Origin of the sequence: Streptomyces sp. Mut1, assembly GCF_030719295.1 — a bacterium.
GTDB lineage: Bacteria > Actinomycetota > Actinomycetes > Streptomycetales > Streptomycetaceae > Streptomyces > Streptomyces castrisilvae.
Map to the genome: position 1 here is coordinate 6,874,738 of NZ_CP120997.1, position 19,650 is coordinate 6,894,387.

18 protein-coding genes are annotated in these 19,650 nt (G+C 72.7%); 10 read left to right on the forward strand and 8 right to left on the reverse strand.

The annotated features are described in order from the left end of the window. Positions 1-45: 45 nt before the first annotated feature. Positions 46-855 carry a helix-turn-helix domain-containing protein gene (locus P8A18_RS29715; protein WP_306059512.1) on the reverse strand — a complete coding sequence of 270 codons (810 nt, stop codon included), beginning with the start codon at positions 853-855 and terminating at the stop codon, positions 46-48. 63 nt (positions 856-918) lie between these two features. On the opposite strand from P8A18_RS29715, the gene P8A18_RS29720 reads away from it, so the two are divergent. Both P8A18_RS29720 and P8A18_RS29725 read left to right on the forward strand, forming a co-directional pair. Beyond that, positions 919-1,224, forward strand: a complete 306-nt coding sequence (locus P8A18_RS29720) for a 4a-hydroxytetrahydrobiopterin dehydratase (protein ID WP_306059514.1) — start codon at positions 919-921, stop codon at positions 1,222-1,224. 166 nt (positions 1,225-1,390) lie between these two features. Further along, positions 1,391-2,140, forward strand: a complete 750-nt coding sequence (locus P8A18_RS29725) for a class I SAM-dependent methyltransferase (protein ID WP_306059516.1) — start codon at positions 1,391-1,393, stop codon at positions 2,138-2,140. Between the two features lie 57 nt (positions 2,141-2,197). Here P8A18_RS29725 and P8A18_RS29730 read toward each other — a convergent pair whose 3' ends face one another. Next, the gene (locus tag P8A18_RS29730; protein WP_306059518.1) at positions 2,198-3,064 is read right to left on the reverse strand and encodes a Rossmann-fold NAD(P)-binding domain-containing protein; all 867 of its coding nucleotides are present in this window, start codon (positions 3,062-3,064) and stop codon (positions 2,198-2,200) included. Between the two features lie 81 nt (positions 3,065-3,145). On the opposite strand from P8A18_RS29730, the gene P8A18_RS29735 reads away from it, so the two are divergent. Further along, entirely contained in the window at positions 3,146-4,099 is a 954-nt protein-coding gene (locus P8A18_RS29735; RefSeq protein WP_306059520.1) for an AraC family transcriptional regulator, read from the forward strand. Between the two features lie 38 nt (positions 4,100-4,137). Continuing rightward, positions 4,138-5,073, forward strand: coding sequence for a class I SAM-dependent methyltransferase (locus P8A18_RS29740; RefSeq protein ID WP_306059522.1), 936 nt, complete (start codon positions 4,138-4,140; stop codon positions 5,071-5,073). 74 nt (positions 5,074-5,147) lie between these two features. Here P8A18_RS29740 and P8A18_RS29745 read toward each other — a convergent pair whose 3' ends face one another. The 3 genes from P8A18_RS29745 to P8A18_RS29755 all read right to left on the reverse strand — a co-directional run bounded on the left by P8A18_RS29745 (position 5,148) and on the right by P8A18_RS29755 (position 9,125). After that, on the reverse strand, positions 5,148-5,984 hold the full coding sequence (locus tag P8A18_RS29745) for an aldo/keto reductase (RefSeq protein ID WP_306059524.1): 837 nt from the start codon (positions 5,982-5,984) through the stop codon (positions 5,148-5,150). 93 nt (positions 5,985-6,077) lie between these two features. Next, positions 6,078-7,877, reverse strand: coding sequence for an AMP-dependent synthetase/ligase (locus tag P8A18_RS29750; protein ID WP_306059527.1), 1,800 nt, complete (start codon positions 7,875-7,877; stop codon positions 6,078-6,080). A gap of 345 nt (positions 7,878-8,222) precedes the next feature. Continuing rightward, on the reverse strand, positions 8,223-9,125 hold the full coding sequence (locus P8A18_RS29755) for a LysR family transcriptional regulator (protein WP_306059529.1): 903 nt from the start codon (positions 9,123-9,125) through the stop codon (positions 8,223-8,225). 117 nt (positions 9,126-9,242) lie between these two features. Between P8A18_RS29755 and P8A18_RS29760 the strand changes: the two genes are divergently transcribed. Next, positions 9,243-10,310: a bile acid:sodium symporter family protein gene (locus P8A18_RS29760; RefSeq protein WP_306059531.1), complete on the forward strand. Its 1,068-nt coding sequence runs from the start codon at positions 9,243-9,245 to the stop codon at positions 10,308-10,310. 31 nt (positions 10,311-10,341) lie between these two features. Here P8A18_RS29760 and P8A18_RS29765 read toward each other — a convergent pair whose 3' ends face one another. The 3 genes from P8A18_RS29765 to fdhD are packed head-to-tail and all read right to left on the reverse strand — an operon-like array spanning position 10,342 to position 13,346. Next, positions 10,342-11,190: a hypothetical protein gene (locus P8A18_RS29765; RefSeq protein WP_306059533.1), complete on the reverse strand. Its 849-nt coding sequence runs from the start codon at positions 11,188-11,190 to the stop codon at positions 10,342-10,344. Continuing rightward, entirely contained in the window at positions 11,187-12,440 is a 1,254-nt protein-coding gene (locus P8A18_RS29770) for a glycosyltransferase family 4 protein (protein ID WP_306059535.1), read from the reverse strand. The genes P8A18_RS29765 and P8A18_RS29770 overlap by 4 nt, the downstream gene beginning before the upstream one ends. Positions 12,441-12,461: 21 nt before the next feature. Next, positions 12,462-13,346: a formate dehydrogenase accessory sulfurtransferase FdhD gene (gene fdhD, locus P8A18_RS29775; RefSeq protein WP_306059537.1), complete on the reverse strand. Its 885-nt coding sequence runs from the start codon at positions 13,344-13,346 to the stop codon at positions 12,462-12,464. A 285-nt stretch (positions 13,347-13,631) separates the two neighbouring features. Here fdhD and P8A18_RS29780 point away from each other — a divergent pair, with 285 nt between their 5' ends. From P8A18_RS29780 to P8A18_RS29800, 5 genes are all read left to right on the forward strand, one after another. Continuing rightward, positions 13,632-14,582 carry a beta-ketoacyl-ACP synthase III gene (locus P8A18_RS29780; protein ID WP_306059539.1) on the forward strand — a complete coding sequence of 317 codons (951 nt, stop codon included), beginning with the start codon at positions 13,632-13,634 and terminating at the stop codon, positions 14,580-14,582. 158 nt (positions 14,583-14,740) lie between these two features. Then, complete coding sequence (locus tag P8A18_RS29785; protein WP_306059542.1) at positions 14,741-15,922, forward strand: ROK family transcriptional regulator; 1,182 nt, start codon at positions 14,741-14,743, stop codon at positions 15,920-15,922. Positions 15,923-15,973: 51 nt separating this feature from the next. Further along, positions 15,974-17,497: a sugar ABC transporter ATP-binding protein gene (locus P8A18_RS29790; protein WP_306059544.1), complete on the forward strand. Its 1,524-nt coding sequence runs from the start codon at positions 15,974-15,976 to the stop codon at positions 17,495-17,497. Next, entirely contained in the window at positions 17,494-18,531 is a 1,038-nt protein-coding gene (locus tag P8A18_RS29795) for an ABC transporter permease (protein WP_306059546.1), read from the forward strand. The genes P8A18_RS29790 and P8A18_RS29795 overlap by 4 nt, the downstream gene beginning before the upstream one ends. 64 nt (positions 18,532-18,595) lie before the next feature. Beyond that, positions 18,596-19,636 carry a substrate-binding domain-containing protein gene (locus P8A18_RS29800; RefSeq protein WP_306059547.1) on the forward strand — a complete coding sequence of 347 codons (1,041 nt, stop codon included), beginning with the start codon at positions 18,596-18,598 and terminating at the stop codon, positions 19,634-19,636. Positions 19,637-19,650: the final 14 nt, after the last annotated feature.

Below are 19,650 nucleotides of genomic sequence, written 5' to 3' on the forward strand. Positions count from 1 at the left end.
CACCGGGCCGCCCCCGCACCGGGCCGGCCGGCGCGGGGGCGGCTCTCAGGGCGCGAGGGACCGCAGGTGGGCGGCGGTCTCCTCGTCCGCGGGCAGCAGCGTCTCGATGGCCAGCTCCGCCACCGTCACGTCCATCGGCGTGTTGAACGTGGCGATCGACGCGACGAAGGACAGCACCCGTCCGTCGTGCTCGATGACCAGGGGCAGCGCGAACGGCGCCGACGACGAGGGCGGCTCCCAGTCCCCCTCCCCGCCCGGGGCCGCCGCCACCGGGTAGCCCGCGACCTCCTCGTACAGCTCACGCAGCCCGGCCGAACGGACCAGGGCGATCTGCCGCTCCATCTGGGCCAGCAGATCGGCCCGCCACTCCCGGAGGTTGCGGATGCGCGGGGCGAGGCCCTGCGGGTGCAGGGTCAGGCGCATCGCGTTCAGCGGCGGGGCGAGCAGATGCTCCGGCACCCCCTCCAGCAGTCGGGTCATCCCCCGATTGGCCGCCACCACCGTGTACATCCCGTCCACGACGAACGCCGGATACGGCTCATAGCCCCGCAGCAGCCGGTCCAGCCCGTCGCGCAGCGCCCCCATCGCCGGGTCGTCGAGCGCGGTCTCCGCGTAGCGCGGGGCGTAACCGGCCACCACCAGCAGGGCGTTGCGCTCCCGGACCGGCACGTCCAGGTGTTCGGCCAGCCGCAGGACCATGTCCTCGCTGGGGCGCGAACGGCCGGTTTCGACGAACGAGATGTGCCGGGCCGAGGAGCCGGCCCGCAGCGCCAGCTCCAGCTGGCTGATCCGTCGCCGCTCCCGCCAGTTGCGCAGCAGCGGCCCTACCCCCGTGTCGGGCGCGACAGTTGTCATACGAAGACCGTAACGTCACCGGCACCGCCGACCGGTACCGACCACCAGTGAGGGAGCCGCCGTATGCCCGCAGCACCGCTGCCGCGGAACGAGATCGAGGACCGGCTGCGCGAGCTGCCCGGCTGGACGCTGGAGGGCGACCGGATCGCCCGCACCTACCGGCTGCCCTCCCACTTCGCAGCCGCCGCGTTCACCGTCCAGGTCGCCGCGATCCAGGACGAGTTGAACCACCACAGCGACCTGACACTCGGCTACGACACGGTCGCCCTCTCCGTGAACTCCCACGACGCGGGCGGCAAGGTCACCGAGAAGGACCTCGGCCTGGCCGCCAGGGTGACGGCCGTGGCCCCCGGGCACGGCGCACGGTAGGGCCTGTCTTCAAACTGCCGTCGTCGCCCGGCAGACGGCAGTTTGAAGACAGGTCCTAGCCCCCCGCCACCGCGGTGACGGCCCCGGCGCCCCGCCACAACAGGTCGCCGGTTCGGACTCCTTGACCGGGAACGTGTGTTCGTGGTCATGGCATAGGGTCGGCCGGGTGCTGGACTACGACAAAGAGGCCGCCCGCTACGACGCGACCCGTGGCGGTCTGCCCCGGGCCGAGGCGGCGGCCGCCGCCGTGCTCGGCCTGGTGCCGCCCGCGGCCGGCTCCCTGCTGGACGTCGGCTGCGGCACGGGCCTGGTCACCGGCCGGATCGCGGACGGCCGCCCCGGTCTCCGGGTGATCGGCTCCGACGCCGCGCACGGCATGGCCCGCGTCGCCCGGGACCGCGTCGGAGCCGTCGTGCTCGCCGACGCCCGCCGCCTCCCGCTGCCCGGCGCGGCGGTCGACGCGGTCACCGCCGTCTGGCTGCTGCACCTGCTGCGCGAGGAGGGCATGGCGCGGGCGGTGGTGGCCGAGGCCGCGCGGGTGCTGCGGCCGGGTGGCGTGTTCGTCACCACCGTCGACAAGGACGCCTCGCACGACGTGGGCAGCGACATCGACGAGGCGTTCGCCCCGTACCTGGCACCCAGCCCGTCCGACGGTACGGACCTGGTCGTCGCGTACGCCGCCGAGGCCGGCCTCGATGTGCTGGGGGACGCCTTCTTCCGCGGCCACGGGCAGGGCCGGAGCCCGCTGGGCGCGGCCGGCGCCGCCCTCCGGGGCTACTACGCCTCACGCCTGGCCCTGCCCGGAGCCGCCGCCGAAGACCTCGCTCGCACCCTGACCGCCCTGCCCGACCCGGAGCGGCGGCGAGCCGACCCCGAATACCGGCTGCTGGCCTTCCGCCGCCGGCCGGGCCGCTGAGCCCCGCGCCCGGCCCCCGCCCGCACGGCCCGGCCCGGCCCACCGGAGGCGTACCGCCTACGCGTCCCAGGCGCTGTCCCGGGCCGCCTCCGCGGCGAACGCCGCGAACGGTTTCGGGTCGCGGCCCAGCACCCGCTTCACCCCGTCCGTGACCGCCGCGTTGTGCCCGTCGAGCAGCGTCGTGAACAGTTCGGCCAGGAAGGCCGCCTCCGCCTCCGGCACGCCGTACCCGACCAGCATCTCCCCGTACTCCGCGCCCGTCAGCGCCGCATAGCGGACTTCACGGCCCGTCGCCGCGGTGAGCTCGGCGGCCACCTCGGTGAAGGTCAGCGCGCGGGGGCCGGTCAGCTCGTGGACCCGGCCCGCGCCGCCCTCCCCGCACAGCACGCGCACCACCACATCGGCCAGGTCGTCCGCGTCCACGAACGGCTCCGCGGTGTCGCCCGCCGGAAACGCCAGCACACCCGCGCGCACCGGGCCGAGCAGGGCTCCCTCGCTGAAGTTCTGGGTGAAGAACGCCGAGCGCAGCACCGTGAGTTCGGCGTCCCCGGCGGCCGCCCGCAGCGCCTCCTCGGCGGCCTCCGCCTCCGGCTCGCCCCGCCCCGACAGCAGCACCAGGCGGCGCACCCCGCACCGCCGTGCCACCTCCCCGAAGGCGGTCATCGCCCCCGGCGCCCCGGGCGCCCCCAGATCGGGGGCGTACGCCACGTACGCCGCTTCCATTCCGCTCAGCGCGGCCTCCCACCCCGACTCGTCCGCCCAGTCGAACGGCACCTCGCCCCGGCGCGAGCCGACCCTGACCGGCACGCCCCGCGCGGTCAGCCGCTCCACCACCCGACGGCCCGTCTTGCCCGTCCCGCTCGTCACCAACACCGCTGCGGTGTTGGCGGTTTCCTGTGTCCGCTTCCGCGTCTCATCAGCCATGACCCCAGGTTCCCCGGGCCGGCGGGCACCCTCCATCCCCGAGGCTCTCGGCCACCTACGCCTGCGTCTACGCTGCTGACCATGGACGCACTGGCCGAACTGCTGGACGGGCCACGGGCCCGTGGGGCTCTCCTGCTGCGGATGGTGATGGAGCCGCCCTGGTCCGTCCGGATCGAGGACCGCGCCCCGCTCTGCCTGATGTCCGTGACCAGCGGCGAGGCGTGGATCATGCCCGAGGGCGAGGCGGAACCCGTCCTGCTGCGCCCCGGTGACCTGGCCGTGGCCCGGGGCCCCGACCCGTACACCGTCGCCGACCGGCCCGGCACCGAACCGAGGGCGCGGATCGGCCCCGGCGGCACCTGCGCGACGCTGCTCGGCGAGCCGCTGTCCCAGTCCATGGAACTGGGCGTGCGCACCTGGGGCAACGCCCGCGACGGTTCGGCGGTCGTCCTCGTCGGTACGTATCTGCTCGACGGCGAGATCAGCGGGCGGCTGCTCGACGCGCTGCCCCCGCTGCTCGTCCTGCCGCCGGGCGGCCGCACCGGACCGCTGCTGACCCTGCTGGACAACGAGATCGCGCGCGACGAACCGGGACAGAGCACGATGCTCGACCGGCTGCTCGACCTGCTCCTCATCGACGCGCTGCGCACCTGGTTCTCCCGGCCCGGAGCCGAACCGCCCACCTGGTACCTGGCCATGGCCGACCCGGTCGTCGGCCGGGCGCTGAGGCTGCTGCGCGACGAGCCCGCACACCCCTGGACCGTGGCCGGGCTGGCCGCCAGGACCGGTGTGTCGCGGGCCGCCCTCGCCCGGCGCTTCACCGACCTGGTGGGGGAGCCCCCGATGGCCTACCTCACCGGCCGCCGCCTCGCCGTCGCGGCGGATCTCCTGCGCGAGACGGATGCCACGGTCGAGGCCGTGGCCCGCAAGGTGGGCTACGGCCAGGCATTCGCGTTCAGCACCGCCTTCAAGCGGGTACGGGGCGTCAGCCCGCAGGAGTACCGCAGGGGCCGGACCTTGCCGGAACGGCAATGAAGATTGCGCGCCGAGCCGGGCGCGGTGAGGCTGGTCCCATGAGCGAGCACACCGGGCACGGACCCCACCACGACGGCCACCAGGGCCTCCACCACGAAGGCACCGCCGGGCACGGCCACGGACGCGGCGGGGCCGAACCCGACTGGGACGTCATGGCCCCGCTCCTGGAGCGGAACGCCGAGATCAGCGGCGAGCAGTACACCGAGGCGGCCCGCTGGATCGCCTCGCTGCCCACCGCGCCGAAGGTCCGCCGCCTCCTGGACATCGGCAGCGGCCCCGGAGTGATCTCCTGCCTGCTCGCCGAGGTCTTCCCCGAGGCGGAGGTCGTCGCCGTCGACGGCACCCCCGCCCTGCTGGAGCGCACCCGCGCCCGCGCGCGGCGACTCGGGCTCGCCGACCGCGTCACCACCCTGCACGCCACCCTCCCCGCCGGCCTCCCGGACCTCGGCGAGGCCGACCTGATCTGGGCCGGCAACACACTGCACCACATGGGCGACCAGCGCGCCGCCCTCGCCGGATTCGCCGCGCTGCTGCGCCCCGGCGGCACCGTCGCCCTCGTCGAGGGCGGGCTCCAGGTCCGGCAGCTCCCGCGCGATCTCGGCTTCGGCAGGCCGGGGATCGAAGCCCGGATGGAGGCGGTGGAGGCGGAGCTCTTCGAGGAGATGCGCGCCGAACTGCCCGACGCCCGGCGGGAGGCGGAGGACTGGGCGGCCCTGTTCGGCGCGGCGGGGCTCACCCCGCAGGGCACCCGCAGCTTCCTGCTCGACCTGCCCGCACCCCTCGGTGACGCGGCGCGCGAACAGGTCATCGCCGACTTCACCCGCCGCCGCGCCGGACTGGGCGACCACCTCACCGCCGAGGACAACGCCGTGCTCGACCGGCTCCTGGACCCCGAGGACCCGGCCGGACTGCACCGGCGCCCCGACACCTTCCTGCTCCTGGCCCGCACCCTGCACCTGGGCCGCCGCGCCTGAGCCCGGCCCCGGACACGGCGGGACCGCCGCCCCGGCTCACGAGCCGGGGCGGCGGTCCCGTACCGCTTCGGGGCTCAGGCCCCCGCGTTGAACTCGCCCGGGTTCGGGCCGAGCCGCTTGCCCTCGTCCAGCGCCGCGAACGCGGCCAGGTCGTCGGCGTCCAGTTCGAAGTCGAACACGTCGATGTTCTCCGCGATCCGCGACGGCGTCACGGACTTCGGGATCACCACGTTGCCCGTCTGGAGGTGCCAGCGGATGACGGCCTGCGCGGGCGTACGGCCGTGCTTGCGGGCGACCGCGAGGACCGTGGGCACCTCCAGCAGGCCCTTGCCCGAACCCAGCGGCGACCAGGCCTCGGTCGCGATGCCGTGCTCGGCGTGCAGCGCGCGCGACTCGGCCTGCTGGAGCTGGGGGTGCAGCTCGATCTGGTTGAGCACCGGCACCACCGAGGTCTCGCCGAGCAGCCGCTTCAGGTGCTCCGGCAGGAAGTTCGAGACTCCGATGGCCTTCGCGCGGCCGTCCGCGTAGATCTTCTCCAGCGCCCGGTAGGTGTCGATGTACGCGTCCTTGGCCGGTACCGGCCAGTGGATCAGGTACAGGTCGACGTGGTCGAGGCCCAGCTTGTCGAGCGAGGCGTCGAAGGCGCGCAGCGTCGAGTCGTATCCCTGTTCGGTGTTCCACACCTTCGTGGTCACGAAGAGCTCGTCGCGCGCGACGCCGGAGGCGGCGATGGCCTTTCCGGTGCCCGTCTCGTTCTGGTAGATCGCGGCGGTGTCGATGCTGCGGTAACCGGACTCGATGGCGGTGGTGACCGCCTTCGTGGCCTCGTCGTCCGGCACCTGCCAGACGCCGAAACCGAGCTGGGGCATTTCGACGCCGTTGTTGAGAGTGAGGGAGGGGACCTGGCTCACGAGCAGTCGATCCTAACGTTGTGGGGTGGGACTCCCCACGACAACGATCGCGGGCGCCCGCGCATTCCCGCCGGAGGGTGACGTCTTCGCACCTCAGCGGTACAGCGCGGCCACCTCGGTCTCGTACGCAGCCTCGATCGCCCCGCGCTTCAGCTTCAGCGACGGGGTGAGCAGCCCGTGCTCCTCGCTGAACGGGTGCGCCAGGATGCGGAACGTGCGGATGGACTCCGCCTGCGAGACCGCCGTGTTGGCCGCCACCACCGCCCGCCGCACCTCCATCTCCACATCCGGGTCACGCACCAGCTCGGCGGGGGTCAGCGACTGCCGCCCCTGCATCGTCAGCCAGTGCTCCACGGCCTCCTGGTCGACGGTGACCAGCGCAGCGATGTACGGCCGGTCGTTGCCGACGACGATGCACTGCGCCACCAGCGGATGCGCCCGCACCCGCTCCTCCAAGGCGGCCGGAGAGACGCTCTTGCCGCCGGAGGTCACCAGGATCTCCTTCTTCCGCCCGGTGATCGTCAGATAGCCGTCCTCGTCCAGCGCGCCCAGGTCCCCGGTGGCCAGCCAGCCGTCGTGGACCACCGCGTCGGTGGCCTTCGGGTCGCCGAGATAGCCGCCGAACACATGGGCCCCGTACAGCCACACCTCGCCGTCCTCCGCGATGTGCACCGTCGTGCCGGGGATCGGCTGCCCGACCGTGCCGTACCGGGTGCGCTCCGGCGGGTTCGCGGTGGCCGCCGCGGTCGACTCGGTCAGCCCGTACCCCTCGTACACCGTCACCCCGGCGCCCGCGAAGAAGAGACCGAGCCGCCGCTCCATGCCGGAACCGCCCGACATGGCGTGCCGTATCCGGCCGCCCATCGCGTCGCGGACCTTCTTGTACACGACCTTGTCGAAGAACTGGTGCTGCATCCGCAGCGCGGCGGAAGGACCGGGCCCGGTGCCGAACGCCCGCGCCTCCATCGCCTCCGCGTACTTCACCGCGATGTCGACGGCCTTGTCGAACGGACCCGTCCGGCCCTCCGCCTCGGCCTTGCGCCGGGCCCCGTTGAAGACCTTCTCGAAGATGTACGGGACCGCCAGGATGAAGGTGGGACGGAACGAGACCAGGTCCGGCATCAGGGCCTTCGCCGACAGCTCCGGCTGGTGGCCGAGCTTCACCCGGCCGCGGACCGCGGTGACCTCCACCATCCGTCCGAAGACGTGCGACAGCGGCAGGAAGAGCAGTGTCGCCGCCTCGTCACCCGGTCTGGAGTGGAAGACCGACTCCCAGCGCGAGGCCATCGTCTGCGTCTCGAACATGAAGTTGGCGTGTGTGAGCACACACCCCTTGGGGCGGCCCGTCGTCCCCGAGGTGTAGATGATGGTCGCCACCGACTCGGGCGTCACCGCGCGCCGGTGCCGGTGGACCACCTCGTCCTCGACGTGCGCGCCCGACTCGACCAGTTCCTCCACCGCGCCCGCGTCCAGCTGCCACAGCCGCTTCAGCTGCGGCAGCCGGTCGATGACCGACGCCACCGTCATCGCGTGGTCCTCGTGCTCCACCATCACCGCCGACACCTCGGCGTCGTGCAGCATCCACAGCACCTGCTCGGCGGAGGACGTCGGATAGACCGGCACCGACTGCGCGCCGACCGCCCACAGGGCGAAGTCGAAGAGGGTCCACTCGTAGCGCGTACGCGACATCAGGGCCACCCGGTCGCCGAACCGCACCCCGTGGGCGATCAGCCCCCGGGCCAGGGCCAGCACCTCGTCGCGGAACGCGGCCGACGTGACGTCCTGCCAGCGTCCGTCCGAATCTTTTCGGCCGAGTGCGACCCGGTGCGGGTCCTCGTCGGCATGGTCGAACACGACATCGGCGAGGCCGCCCACGTGGGGCGCGGCCGCCATGGGTGGGACAGTGAATTCGCGCAATGACCTGCTCCTTGTGGCGCTCCGCACAGCGCCGTGACGCTACCCCACCACCGGCCGCGGCGGGAGGGCCCGGAGCTGTCCGTACAACGTGTCATCTGCACTGGTCAGGGGCCGAAATCCGGCCAGATGGGCAAGGCTCGGACGTGCTTGGGACCACGGGGTAAGTGGCTCGCGCGGGAATCTCCACCGAATCTGTACGCCGCGATCACTGCCGGTGTGGGCGAGTACGGGCGGATCGCCCCCGTACGACCGGTCCGGTGGGATCGGTCCGCCCGGCGCCGGACGCCGCATCCCGTGCATTCTCCCCCTCCCCGCGCCCCGTCATGCCTGCTCCCGCCCCGGTTCCGCACCGGCCCCGCCGGGCGGCCGGATCAGCCGGTCACCGCCCGCCAGGATCGCCGCCGCCAGCGCGTCCGCCGCCTGCTGCGCACCGCCCCGCCGCCGGCCGTGCAGCAGGACGAAGTCCACACCGCCCAGCTCCGGCAGCCCCGCCCTGGCCGAGACCGGCACCAGTGCGGGTGGCACCAGTCCGCGGGTGTGCACCATCACCCCGAGCCCCGCCCGCGCGGCGGCGATCAGACCGCTGAGGCTGCCGCTGGTGCAGGCCACCCGCCAGGAGCGGCCCTGCTCCTCCAGCACCTCCAGGGCCCGCGCCCGGGTGATGCCCGGCGGCGGGAAGACCACCAGCGGCACCGGCCGGTCCGGGTCGATCCGCAGCCCCGGCGCACCGATCCAGACCAGGGTGTCCCGCCGGACCAGCTCGCCGTGCGTGTCCCCGGCCCGCCGCTTGGCCAGCACCAGATCGAGCCGGCCCGCCTCCAGCTGCCGGTGCAGGGTCCCCGACAGCTCGACGGTCAGTTCGAGCTCCACCTCCGGGTGGTCGCGGCGGAACGTCTGGAGGATCTCCGGCAGCCGGGTCTGCACGAAGTCCTCCGACGCGCCGAACCGCAGCCGCCCGCGCAGCCGGGTGCCGGTGAAGAACGCCGAAGCCCGCTCGTGCGCCTCCAGGATCGTCCGGGCGAAGCCGAGCATCGCCTCGCCGTCCGCCGTGAGTTCGACGCGGTGCGTGTCCCGGGTGAACAGCTGCCGCCCGGTCGCGTCCTCGAGCCGCCGCACATGCTGGCTCACCGTGGACTGCCGCACCCCGAGCCGGCGGGCGGCGGCGGTGAAGCCGAGGGTCTGGGCGACGGCGAGGAAGGTGCGCAGCTGCACGGGGTCGTACATGGCGGCCACGCTATCGCGATCCGTGATGGCAGTGAGAGCGGTGTACGGGATTCCCGATCGTCGTGTACCGGAGCAGGATGTTCAGGGCCCGGTCCGACCGAAAGACACGTGGAGCACATGAGCCGCCGCCTCCCGCAGCCGCCGTCCTGGCTGCCGATCGACCCGTACATACTGGCCCTGATCGGCACCGTCGTCCTCGCGACGCTGCTGCCCGCGTCGGGCCGTGCCGCCGAGGCGGCCGGCGGCGCCTCCACCGGAGCGGTCGCGTTCCTGTTCTTCTTGTACGGGGCGCGCCTGTCGACCGCCGACGCGCTGGAGGGCCTGCGGCACTGGCGGCTCCACCTCGCGGTCCTGGCCGCCACCTTCGTCGTCTTCCCCCTGCTGGGTCTGGCGAGCGGGGGACTGGTGCCGTACGTGCTGTCGCCGCAGTTGCAGAGCGGCTTCCTCTTCCTGTGCCTCGTCCCCTCGACCATCCAGTCGTCGATCGCCTTCACCTCGATCGCCCGCGGCAACGTGCCCGCCGCGATCTGCGCGGGCTCCTTCTCCTCGATCGCCGGCATCTTCCTCACCCCGCTGCTCGCCGCCGCACTGCTCGGAAACAGCGGCGGCGGCTTCTCCGCCGACGCCCTGCTGAGGATCGGCGTCCAACTGCTGCTGCCCTTCGTCGCGGGGCAGCTGCTGCGCCGCCGGATCGGCGGCTTCCTCGCCCGGCACCGCCGGATCCTCGGCCTGGTCGACCGGGGCTCGATCCTGCTCGTCGTCTACACGGCCTTCAGCGAGGGCATGGTCGCCGGCATCTGGCACCAGGTCACCCCGGCCAGGTTCGCCGCGCTCCTCGCCGCCGAGGCGGTCCTGCTCGCGGCCATGCTCGCGGTGACCTGGTACGGGGCGAAGCGGCTCGGCTTCGGCCGGGAGGACCGCATCGCGATCCAGTTCGCCGGCTCCAAGAAGAGCCTGGCCTCGGGTCTGCCCATGGCCAGCGTCCTGTTCGGCGCCCAGGCGAGCCTCGCCGTACTGCCGCTGATGCTCTTCCACCAGATGCAGCTCATGGTCTGCGCGGTGATCGCCAAGCGACGGGCCCGCGACCCGGGGGACGGCGGCCCGGAGGGCACGGCGCCCGGCGCCGTCGCGGTGAGCCGGGGCCTGTCCGGCGGGCGCGGGCGGCAACCGGGCGTGCGGCGGTGATGCCGTGGCCGAGCCGCCGCCCGTGCGACGTTCAGCGCGGGCGCCGCGGTGCAAGCTCCACGGACAGGTCGTTGTCCAGGGTGTAGTACGGGCGCGCCGATACCCCGCCGAGCGGGGTGGACGGGTAGACGAAGACCTGCTTGCGGTCCGCGATGTCGTCCAGCAGACGGGCGACCCGGATCCGCGACGCACCGGAGGCCGGCCGGACGTACACGTCCCAGACCACCGCTGCCTGCCCGGCCGCCGCCAGGAGGTCCTGGTAGCCGACGGTGAACGCGAAGTCCCGGTCCCCCTCGGCCCGCAGCGCGATCTCCGTCGCCGCGGAACGCTGCCCGCGCCGCTTCAGTGACACCACCGCGCCTTCACCGAGGCGGGCGCCGAACAGCCGCGCGGTCACGGTCATCGAGTCACCCGCGACGACGATCCGGCCGGCCTCCGCGTGCGCGGCGCGCCGCCAGGCCCGTACGGCGAGCCGTCCGTCCTTGGTGGCGTACGGGATCCGGACGGCCAACGGCATGACCGGCACGTCGTCCCCGCCGGACACCAGCGAGCGCACATCGCGCGGGCCGGGCAGCAGCGGCACGCGATCCCCGCCCGGCGCCACCACGACGTAGGCGTCCCAGCGGCCTTCCTCCAGAGCCGGGGCCGCCTCCAGGACGGCCTGCCACTGGTCCTGCCCCGCCGGCTCCAGCGCGAGGTCGCGGCCGGTCTCCTCCGGCTCCCCCTTCTTCGGACGCAGCCGGAGCAGCAGCCGCGGCTGCGCCGAGCCGGGCAGCGGCAGGCGGACGCTCACGAGCAGACGCCCGTCCTCCCGCACCGTCACCGCTCCCCGTGGTTTCTCCAGTAACCCGTTCACGTCTTCGCCGTCCCTGGTACTCATCGTCGCGCCTTCCGCGCGGCCCTCACGACACTGCTTGCCGCGATGAGCACGGCGTCCCTGGCCGCGTAGCCGCTGCTCGCCGCTGCGCGGTCCCTCCCGGTCACCGCCCGGCCGTCCTTCCGGGCCGCCAGCAGTTCCTCGAACAGCCGCTCGGCCTGGGCCACGACGGGGGCGGGGCCGTAGCGCCGGGAGTTCTCCAGCGCGGTGCGTCCCATGCGCCGGCGCAGCTCGTCATCGCCCACGAGCTCCAGCAGGGCGCCGGCCAGCGCCTCCCGGTCGCCGACGGGAACCAGGCGGCCGTCCTCGCCATGGGTGATGATCTCGCCGGGGCCGTACGCGCAGTCGGTGCTCACGACCGGCAGCCCGCAGCGCATCGCCTCGACGATGGTCATGCCGAAGGGTTCGTAGTCGGACGTCACCGCCCCGATCGATCCCTTCACCCACTCGGACTCCATGGGGGTCACCGCGCCCATCAGGAAGACGTTGTTGTACAGCCCGAGCCGGTCGATGAGCGCCCGCAGCCGCTCCCGCTCCTCACCCCTGCCGTAGACGCGCAACGTCCAGTCGGGGTACGCGGCGGCGACCGGAGCGAAGGCCTCGATCAGCAGGTCGAACCGCTTCATCGGCGCCAGCCGGCCGGCGGCGACCACGATGCGCCCACGGCCGTCGGCCGGCGCGAGGGCCGGGGCGGGGACACTGTTGGGCAGTGCTTGCAGACGTACACCCGGCAGTCGCATCTTGCGCCGGTAGACGGCGGTGTCGGCCTCCGTCACGGGGGTGATCGCGTCCAGTCGCGGATAGGCCCTGCGGAGCGCGTGGCGCAGCCGCGGCGAGTGGTGGTCGAGCGTGAGGTGCTCCTGGCCGACGCGCACCGTCCGCGCGGGAGCCTGGAGCGCCAGGTGGACATTGAGACCTGGGCGGGTCCCCACGACGACATCGGTGTCCAGCGACGCCAGCGCTGCCCCGATGCGCTCGTCGGTGAGCGCGCTGTACTCCCCGTAGCGGTACTCGGACGAGGGAAAGACCTTCGCCGGTCTCAGATGCCGCGGATCGTCCTTCTCGTGCCGCAGATCCACCAGGGGCCGCAGCCGCACGCGCGGGTCGAGCGTGATGCTCGGCCGTTCCCGGTTCCGGAGCGCGGAGATGATCTCCACATCGTGCCGATCGGCCAGTGCTCGGGCCAAGTTGAACGTCGTGGTGATGGTCCCTCCGATCCCGTACGCATTGTGGATGAGGAAAGAGATTCGCATGCAGTACGAGACGGCCGGCACCTACCGGAGGTTGCCCTGCGGCCCCGTCACCGACCCGCCGGACACGTCGTCACCCGCGTCCAGCACGATGCGGTGCTCTCCCGCGTACACGTTCATCGAGGGCCCGCGCAGGAAGCCGACCAGGGTGAGGCCGGTCTCGGCCGCCAGGTCCACGGCGAGCGACGAGGGCGCCGAGACGGCCGCCAGCATCGGAATGCCCGCCATCACCGCCTTCTGCGCCAGTTCGAACGAGGCGCGTCCCGAGACCAGCAGGATCGACCGGGACAGCGGCAGCCGGCCGTCGGTCAGCGCGCGGCCGACCAGCTTGTCGACCGCGTTGTGCCGGCCGACGTCCTCGCGGACGTCGGCCGGCTCGCCCGTCTCGGTGAACAGCGCCGCCGCGTGCAGACCCCCGGTCCGGTCGAAGACCCGCTGGGCGGCCCGCAGCCGGTCGGGGAGCAGCGCCAGCAGCGCGGGGGCCACCCGCAGCGGGGGTGTGTCGGCGATCGGGTGGCGGGTCGTGGTGCGGACCGCGTCCAGGCTCGCCTTGCCGCACAGCCCGCAGGACGACGTGGTGTAGACGTTGCGCTCCAGTGTGATGTCGGGGACCTCGACACCGGGCGCGAGTCTCACGTCCACCACGTTGTAGGTGTTCACACCGTCGGCCGTCGCGCCGGCGCAGTACACGATCGACTGCACGTCGCGGGTGTCACCGATCACCCCCTCGCTCACCAGGAAACCCGCCGCGAGCGCGAAGTCGTCGCCCGGGGTGCGCATCGTGATCGCGAGCGGCCTGCCGTTCAGCCGTATCTCCAGCGGCTCCTCGGCGACGAGGGTGTCGGGGCGGCTGGAGACGGCCCCGTCCCGGATGCGGATGGTGCGGCGGCGCTCGGTGACCCGTCCCATGACCGTTGGACCTGATTTCTGTACGTGGGAGGGCCGGGGAGCGGCCCTGGGCGTAGGCTGCCGGGACGCCACCTGCCCGACCTGCGGCCGAGGGCCCCGACAGACACATTGTCCTGCACATCGGAAGCGACACCGCAACCGGATGGTGCAATCAAAGGTTGCGACGCGCTGTTGCCAAGCCTCCAAGCCTGAGCCGGTATTCCTGTGGGATCACCTGCCCCCGTACCGGGCAGTAGCGACCAAGACTGGTTGGTTCCTGCCCGATGTAGCGAGGGGACCCCGTTTATGACCGGCTCACGTGTCGTGGCGCTCGGCCACTACCAGCCCGCCAAGGTACTCACCAACGAGGACCTGGCGGCCATGGTCGACACCAGTGACGAGTGGATCACCAGCCGCGTCGGCATCCGGACCCGTCATATCGGGCGCCCCGACGAGCCGGTCGACGAGCTCGCCGCGCACGCCGCGGCCAAGGCCCTCGCCGGGGCGGGCCTCCAGCCGGCCGACATCGACCTGGTGCTGGTGGCCACCTCCACCGCCATCGACCGCTCGCCGAGCATGTCGGCCCGGGTCGCCGCCCGCCTCGGCATGGTGTCGCCCGCGGTCATGGACATCAACGTGGTCTGTTCCGGTTTCACCCACGCCCTCGCCACCGCCGACCACGCCCTGCGGGCCGGCGCCGCCACCCGCGCGCTGGTGATCGGCGCCGACAAGATGGGCGACATCGTCGACTGGACGGATCGTTCCAGCTGTGTGCTGATGGGGGACGGCGCCGGCGCGGCCGTCGTGGTCGCCGACACCGAGGACGCGGCGCTGCCCGGCATCGGACCGGTGCTGTGGGGCTCGGTCCCCGCCATGGGGGACGCGGTACGGATCGAGGGGACACCGCCCCGCTTCGCGCAGGAGGGCCAGTCGGTCTACCGCTGGGCCACCATCCAGCTGCCGCCCATCGCCCGCAAGGTGTGCGAGAAGGCGGGCCTCACCCCCGAGGACCTCGCCGTCGTGGTCCTGCACCAGGCCAACCTGCGGATCATCGAGCCGGTCGCCAGGAAGATCGGCGCGGTCAACGCCGTCATCGCGCGCGATGTGGTGGACTCCGGCAACACCTCCGCCGCGTCCATTCCCATGGCCCTGTCCAAGCTGGTCGAGCGGGGTGAGGTCCCCAGCGGCGCTCCCGCGCTGCTCTTCGGCTTCGGCGGCAACCTCAGCTACGCGGGACAGGTGATCCGCTGCCCCTGAGTCCGCCGCGACCGGAGCCGCGCCGGGCTTTGTCCTCGGAGTGGGAAAAGTTCGGCGGATTTCTGCGCGACTTCTTCCCGTCCCGGACAACCGCTGCTACGTTCCCGTGCCAAGCCCGACGGACAGGCCGATGAGGCGGGGAGGGGCGCGTGAGACGTATGACGGCACGACCCGCGAACGCCCATCAGGCGCGCCTGCTCCGGCTATTGCGTGACGGAGGGCCCAACTCCCGGGCGCAGCTGGGGGATCAGGTCGACCTCTCCCGCTCCAAGCTCGCCGTCGAGGTGGACCGGCTGCTGGAGACCGGCCTCGTGGTGGCCGACGGACTCGCCGCCTCCCGGGGCGGGCGCCGCTCGCACAACATCCGGCTCGCCCCGGCGCTGCGCTTCCTCGGCGTCGACATCGGCGCCACCTCCATCGACGTGGCGGTCACCAACGCGGAGCTGGAGGTGCTGGGCCACCTCAACCACCCCATGGACGTACGCGAAGGGCCCGTCGCCGTCTTCGAGCAGGTGCTGTCCATGGCGGCGAAGCTCCGGGACTCCGGCTTCGCCGAAGGCTTCGACGGCGCCGGGATCGGCGTCCCCGGGCCGGTCCGCTTCCCCGAGGGCGTCCCCGTCGCACCGCCGATCATGCCCGGCTGGGACGGTTTCCCGGTCCGTGAGGCGCTCAGCCAGGAGCTGGGCTGCCCGGTCATGGTCGACAACGACGTGAACCTGATGGCGATGGGGGAGCAGCACGCGGGCGTGGCCCGTTCCGTGAGCGACTTCCTCTGCGTCAAGCTCGGTACGGGCATCGGCTGCGGCATCGTCGTCGGCGGCACCGTCCACCGGGGCGCCACCGGCAGTGCCGGCGACATCGGCCACATCCAGGTGGAGCCCGAGGGCCGCCTCTGCGCCTGCGGCAACCGGGGCTGCCTGGAGGCGCACTTCAGCGGCGCCGCCCTGGCCCGCGACGCCGAGACCGCGGCGCGTGCCGGCCAGTCCGCGGAGCTCGCGGCCCGGCTGGCGGCGTCCGGGACGCTCACCGCGGCCGATGTCGCCGCCGCGGCTGCCATGGGCGACGCCACCTCGCTCGGCCTGATCCGCGAAGGCGGCAACCGGGTCGGGCAGGTCATCGCGGGACTCGTCAGCTTCTTCAACCCCGCCCTGGTGGTGATCGGCGGCGGGGTGACCGGTCTCGGCCACACGCTGCTGGCCGGCGTCAGGGCCCAGGTCTACCGGCGCTCGCTGCCGCTGGCCACCGGCAACCTTCCGATCGTCCTGGGCGAGCTGGGGCCCGTCGCCGGAGTCACCGGCGCGGCCAGGCTCATCAGCGACCACCTCTTCTCACCCGTGTGACCCTCCCGCCCGTCCGACCGTGAAAGACCCCATCCGCCGAGGGGATTCGTCATGGCTCCGCACCCACCCCTGCTCACCATGTCCGGCATCACCAAGTCCTTCCCCGGTGTCCGCGCCCTCGACGGCGTGGACCTGGAGGTCGAGGCCGGTGAGGTGCACTGCCTCCTCGGCCAGAACGGTGCCGGCAAGTCCACCCTCATCAAGGTGCTCGCCGGGGCCCACCAGCCCGACGGGGGCGCGATCACGTGGCGCGGCGCACCCGCCGAGCTCAAGTCGCCGCTGGCCGCGATGCGGCTCGGCATCGCGACCATCTATCAGGAACTCGACCTGGTCCGGGGCCTGTCGGTCGCCGAGAACGTCTTCCTGGGCCACGAGCCCACCAGCGCCGGCTTCGTCGTCCGCACCCGCCGGGGCCGCACCGAGGCCGCAGCCCTGCTGGCCCGGCTCGGGCACCCGGAGATCGACCCCGCCCGCCCGGTGGGCGAACTCTCCGCGGCCCAGCAGCAGATCGTCTCCATGGCGCGGGCGCTCTCCCACGACGTGCGCCTCATCGTGATGGACGAGCCGTCCGCCGCGCTCGACCCCGACGAGGTCGGCAATCTCTTCCGGGTCATCGCCGCGCTGACCGCCGAGGACGTCGCCGTCGTCTACATCTCGCACCGGCTGGAGGAGATCCGCCGCATCGGTGACCGGGTGACCGTGCTCAAGGACGGCCGGGCCGTCGCCTCCGGGCTCCCCGCCGCCTCCACCCCCACGCACGACATCGTGGCGATGATGACCGGCCGCAAGGTCGAGTACGTCTTCCCGCCCCGTCCCGCGCCCAGGACCGGGCGGACCGCCGACCCCGTCCTCACCATCGAATCCCTCACCAGGGAAGGGGAGTTCGCCCCGGTGGACCTGGAGGTGCGGCCCGGCGAGATCGTCGGTCTCGCCGGACTCGTCGGCTCCGGGCGTTCGGAGATCCTGGAGACCGTCTACGGTGCCCGCAGGCCCACCGCCGGCCGGGTCACCGTCGCGGGCAGGGCGCTGCGGCCCGGAAGCGTACGCGCCGCCGTCGCCGCCGGCATCGGCCTCGCCCCCGAGGAACGCAAGGCGCAGGCCCTGCTGATGCTCGAATCCGTCACCCGCAACGTCTCGCTGTCCACCCTGTCCCGCTACTCCAGGGCAGGCTGGCTCGACCGCGGGGCGGAGCGGAAGGCGGCCCGGGACGCCACCCGCGCGCTCTCACTGCACCCCGACAACCCGGACACACCCGTGCGCACCCTCTCCGGCGGTAACCAGCAGAAGGCGGTCCTGGCCCGCTGGCTGCTGCGCGGCTGCCGGGTACTGCTGCTGGACGAACCGACCCGTGGTGTGGACGTCGGCGCCCGTGCCGAGCTCTACGCCGTGATCCGCCGGCTGGCCGACGAAGGGCTCGCCGTCCTGCTCGTCTCCAGTGAGGTCCCCGAAGTGCTGGGCCTGGCCGACCGGGTCCTCGTCCTGCGCGAGGGGCACGTCGTGCACACCGCGGACGCCACCGAACTCGACGAGCACCGCGTACTCGATCTCGTGATGGAAGGGAGCCCGACGGCATGACCCACCCAGCCCCCTCGGCGCGGCGGAGCGGACCCGACCGGGCCCCCGCCCCCGTGACCCTGAAGAAATCCGGCCCCCCGCGCCCCCTCGGGCTGCGCGTGGACCTCCACACCCTGTCCCTGCTGGGCATCCTCGCCGTGCTCGTGGCCGTCGGCGGGATCACCGAACCCGAAGCCTTCCTGGACACCGGGAACCTCCAGCTCGTCCTGACCCAGGCGTCCGTGATCGGTGTCGTCACCGTCGGCATGACCTTCGTCATCACCTCGGGCGGCATCGACCTCTCGGTCGGCGCCATGGTCGCGCTCGCCTCCGTCTGGGCGACGACCCTCGCCACCCAGGAGTACGGCTTCGCCGGCATCGTGTTCACCGCCGTACTCGTCGGCCTCGGCGTCGGTCTCGTCAACGGGGTGCTCATCGCCTACGGGCGGGTGGTGCCGTTCATCGCGACGCTGGCGATGCTCGCCTCCGCGCGCGGTGTGGCCCTCATGATCACCGACGGGAAGACCCAGATCGTCACCGTCACCTCGGTCCTCGACCTCGGACTGCCCCGCTCCTACGTCCTCGGCATCCCGCCGCTGGTCCTGATCTTCGCCGCGGTCACCGTCGCCGGCTGGCTGCTGCTGAACCGTACGACTTTCGGCCGCCGCACCGTCGCCGTCGGCGGCAACGCCGAGGCCGCCCGGCTCGCGGGCATCGACGTCCGCAGGCAGCGGCTCTACCTCTACCTGCTGTCCGGGCTGTGCTGCGGCATCGCCGCCTTCATGCTGATCGTCCTCTCCGGCTCGGGCCAGAACACCAACGGCAACCTGTACGAACTCGACGCCATCGCCGCCGCGATCATCGGCGGCACCCTGCTCAGCGGCGGCAAGGGCACCATCGTCGGCTCCGTCCTGGGTGTCCTCGTCTTCACCACGATCACCAACATCTTCGCGCTCAACAACCTGCAGAGCGATGTGCAGCAGATCGCCAAGGGCGCGATCATCGTCGCCGCCGTCCTCGTCCAGGGCCGCACCTCGCCGCGCGCGGAGACCTGACCGGGCCGCGCCCCCGGCCCACGCCCCACCACCGCTCACCCACCGGATGAAGGGTTCCACAGCCATGCCACGAACCAGCCGCAGAGGACTGCTTTTCGGCACCGCAGCGGTTTCCGCCGGCGCCTTCCTGACCGCCTGCACCAGCAACGAGCCCAAGGAGAAGAACACCGCCGCGACCAGCGGCGCGCCCGCCGCCGACGACCGGCCGGGCAAACCCGTCACCATCGGCTTCGCCGGACCGCAGGCCGACCACGGCTGGCTCAACGCCATCAACGAGAACGCCAGGTCCCGGGCGAAGAAGTACTCCGAAGTGACCCTGGAGACCACCGAGGGCTCCAACGACACCGCCGCCCAGATCGGCCAGGTCAAGACCCTCATCAACAAGAAGGTCGATGTCCTCGTCGTCCTCCCGGCCGACGGCAAGGCGCTCACCCAGGTGGGCCTGGAGGCCATGCGGGCGGGCATTCCCGTCATCAACCTGGACCGGATCTTCGCCTCCCCGCAGGCCTACCGCTGCTGGGTCGGCGGCGACAACTACGGCATGGGCCTCAACGCCGGTACGTACATCGGCGAACAGCTCAAGGACAAGCCGAACGCCAAGGTCGTGGAGCTGGCCGGGATCGACAACCTGGAGCTCACCAAGCAGCGCAGCGAGGGCTTCGCCGCCGCCCTGAAGAACTACCCCAACATCAAGCTGGTGGCCCGTCAGGCGGCCGATTTCACGGTCGAGTCGGGGCAGGCCAAGATGGCCCAGCTGCTCCAGGCGCAGAAGAAGTTCGACGCCCTGTGGAACCACGACGACGACCAGGGCGTGGGCGCGCTCCGCGCCATCCAGCAGGCCGGCCGCGACGAGTTCCTGATGGTCGGCGGCGCGGGCGCCAAGTCCGCCATGGACGCCATCAAGGCCGACAACACCGTGCTCAAGGCCACCGTCCTCTACCCGCCGACCATGGCGGCGTCGGCCATCGACCTGGCCCGCGCCCTCGGCCAGGGCAAGGGGGTGGCCGGCCTCGCCGAGCTGGAGATCCCGACCAGCCTCACCCTGTACTCCGCCGTCGTCACCAAGGACAACGTCGACCAGTACCTGCCGACGGGCTTCAACTGAGCCGCCCCGCGCCC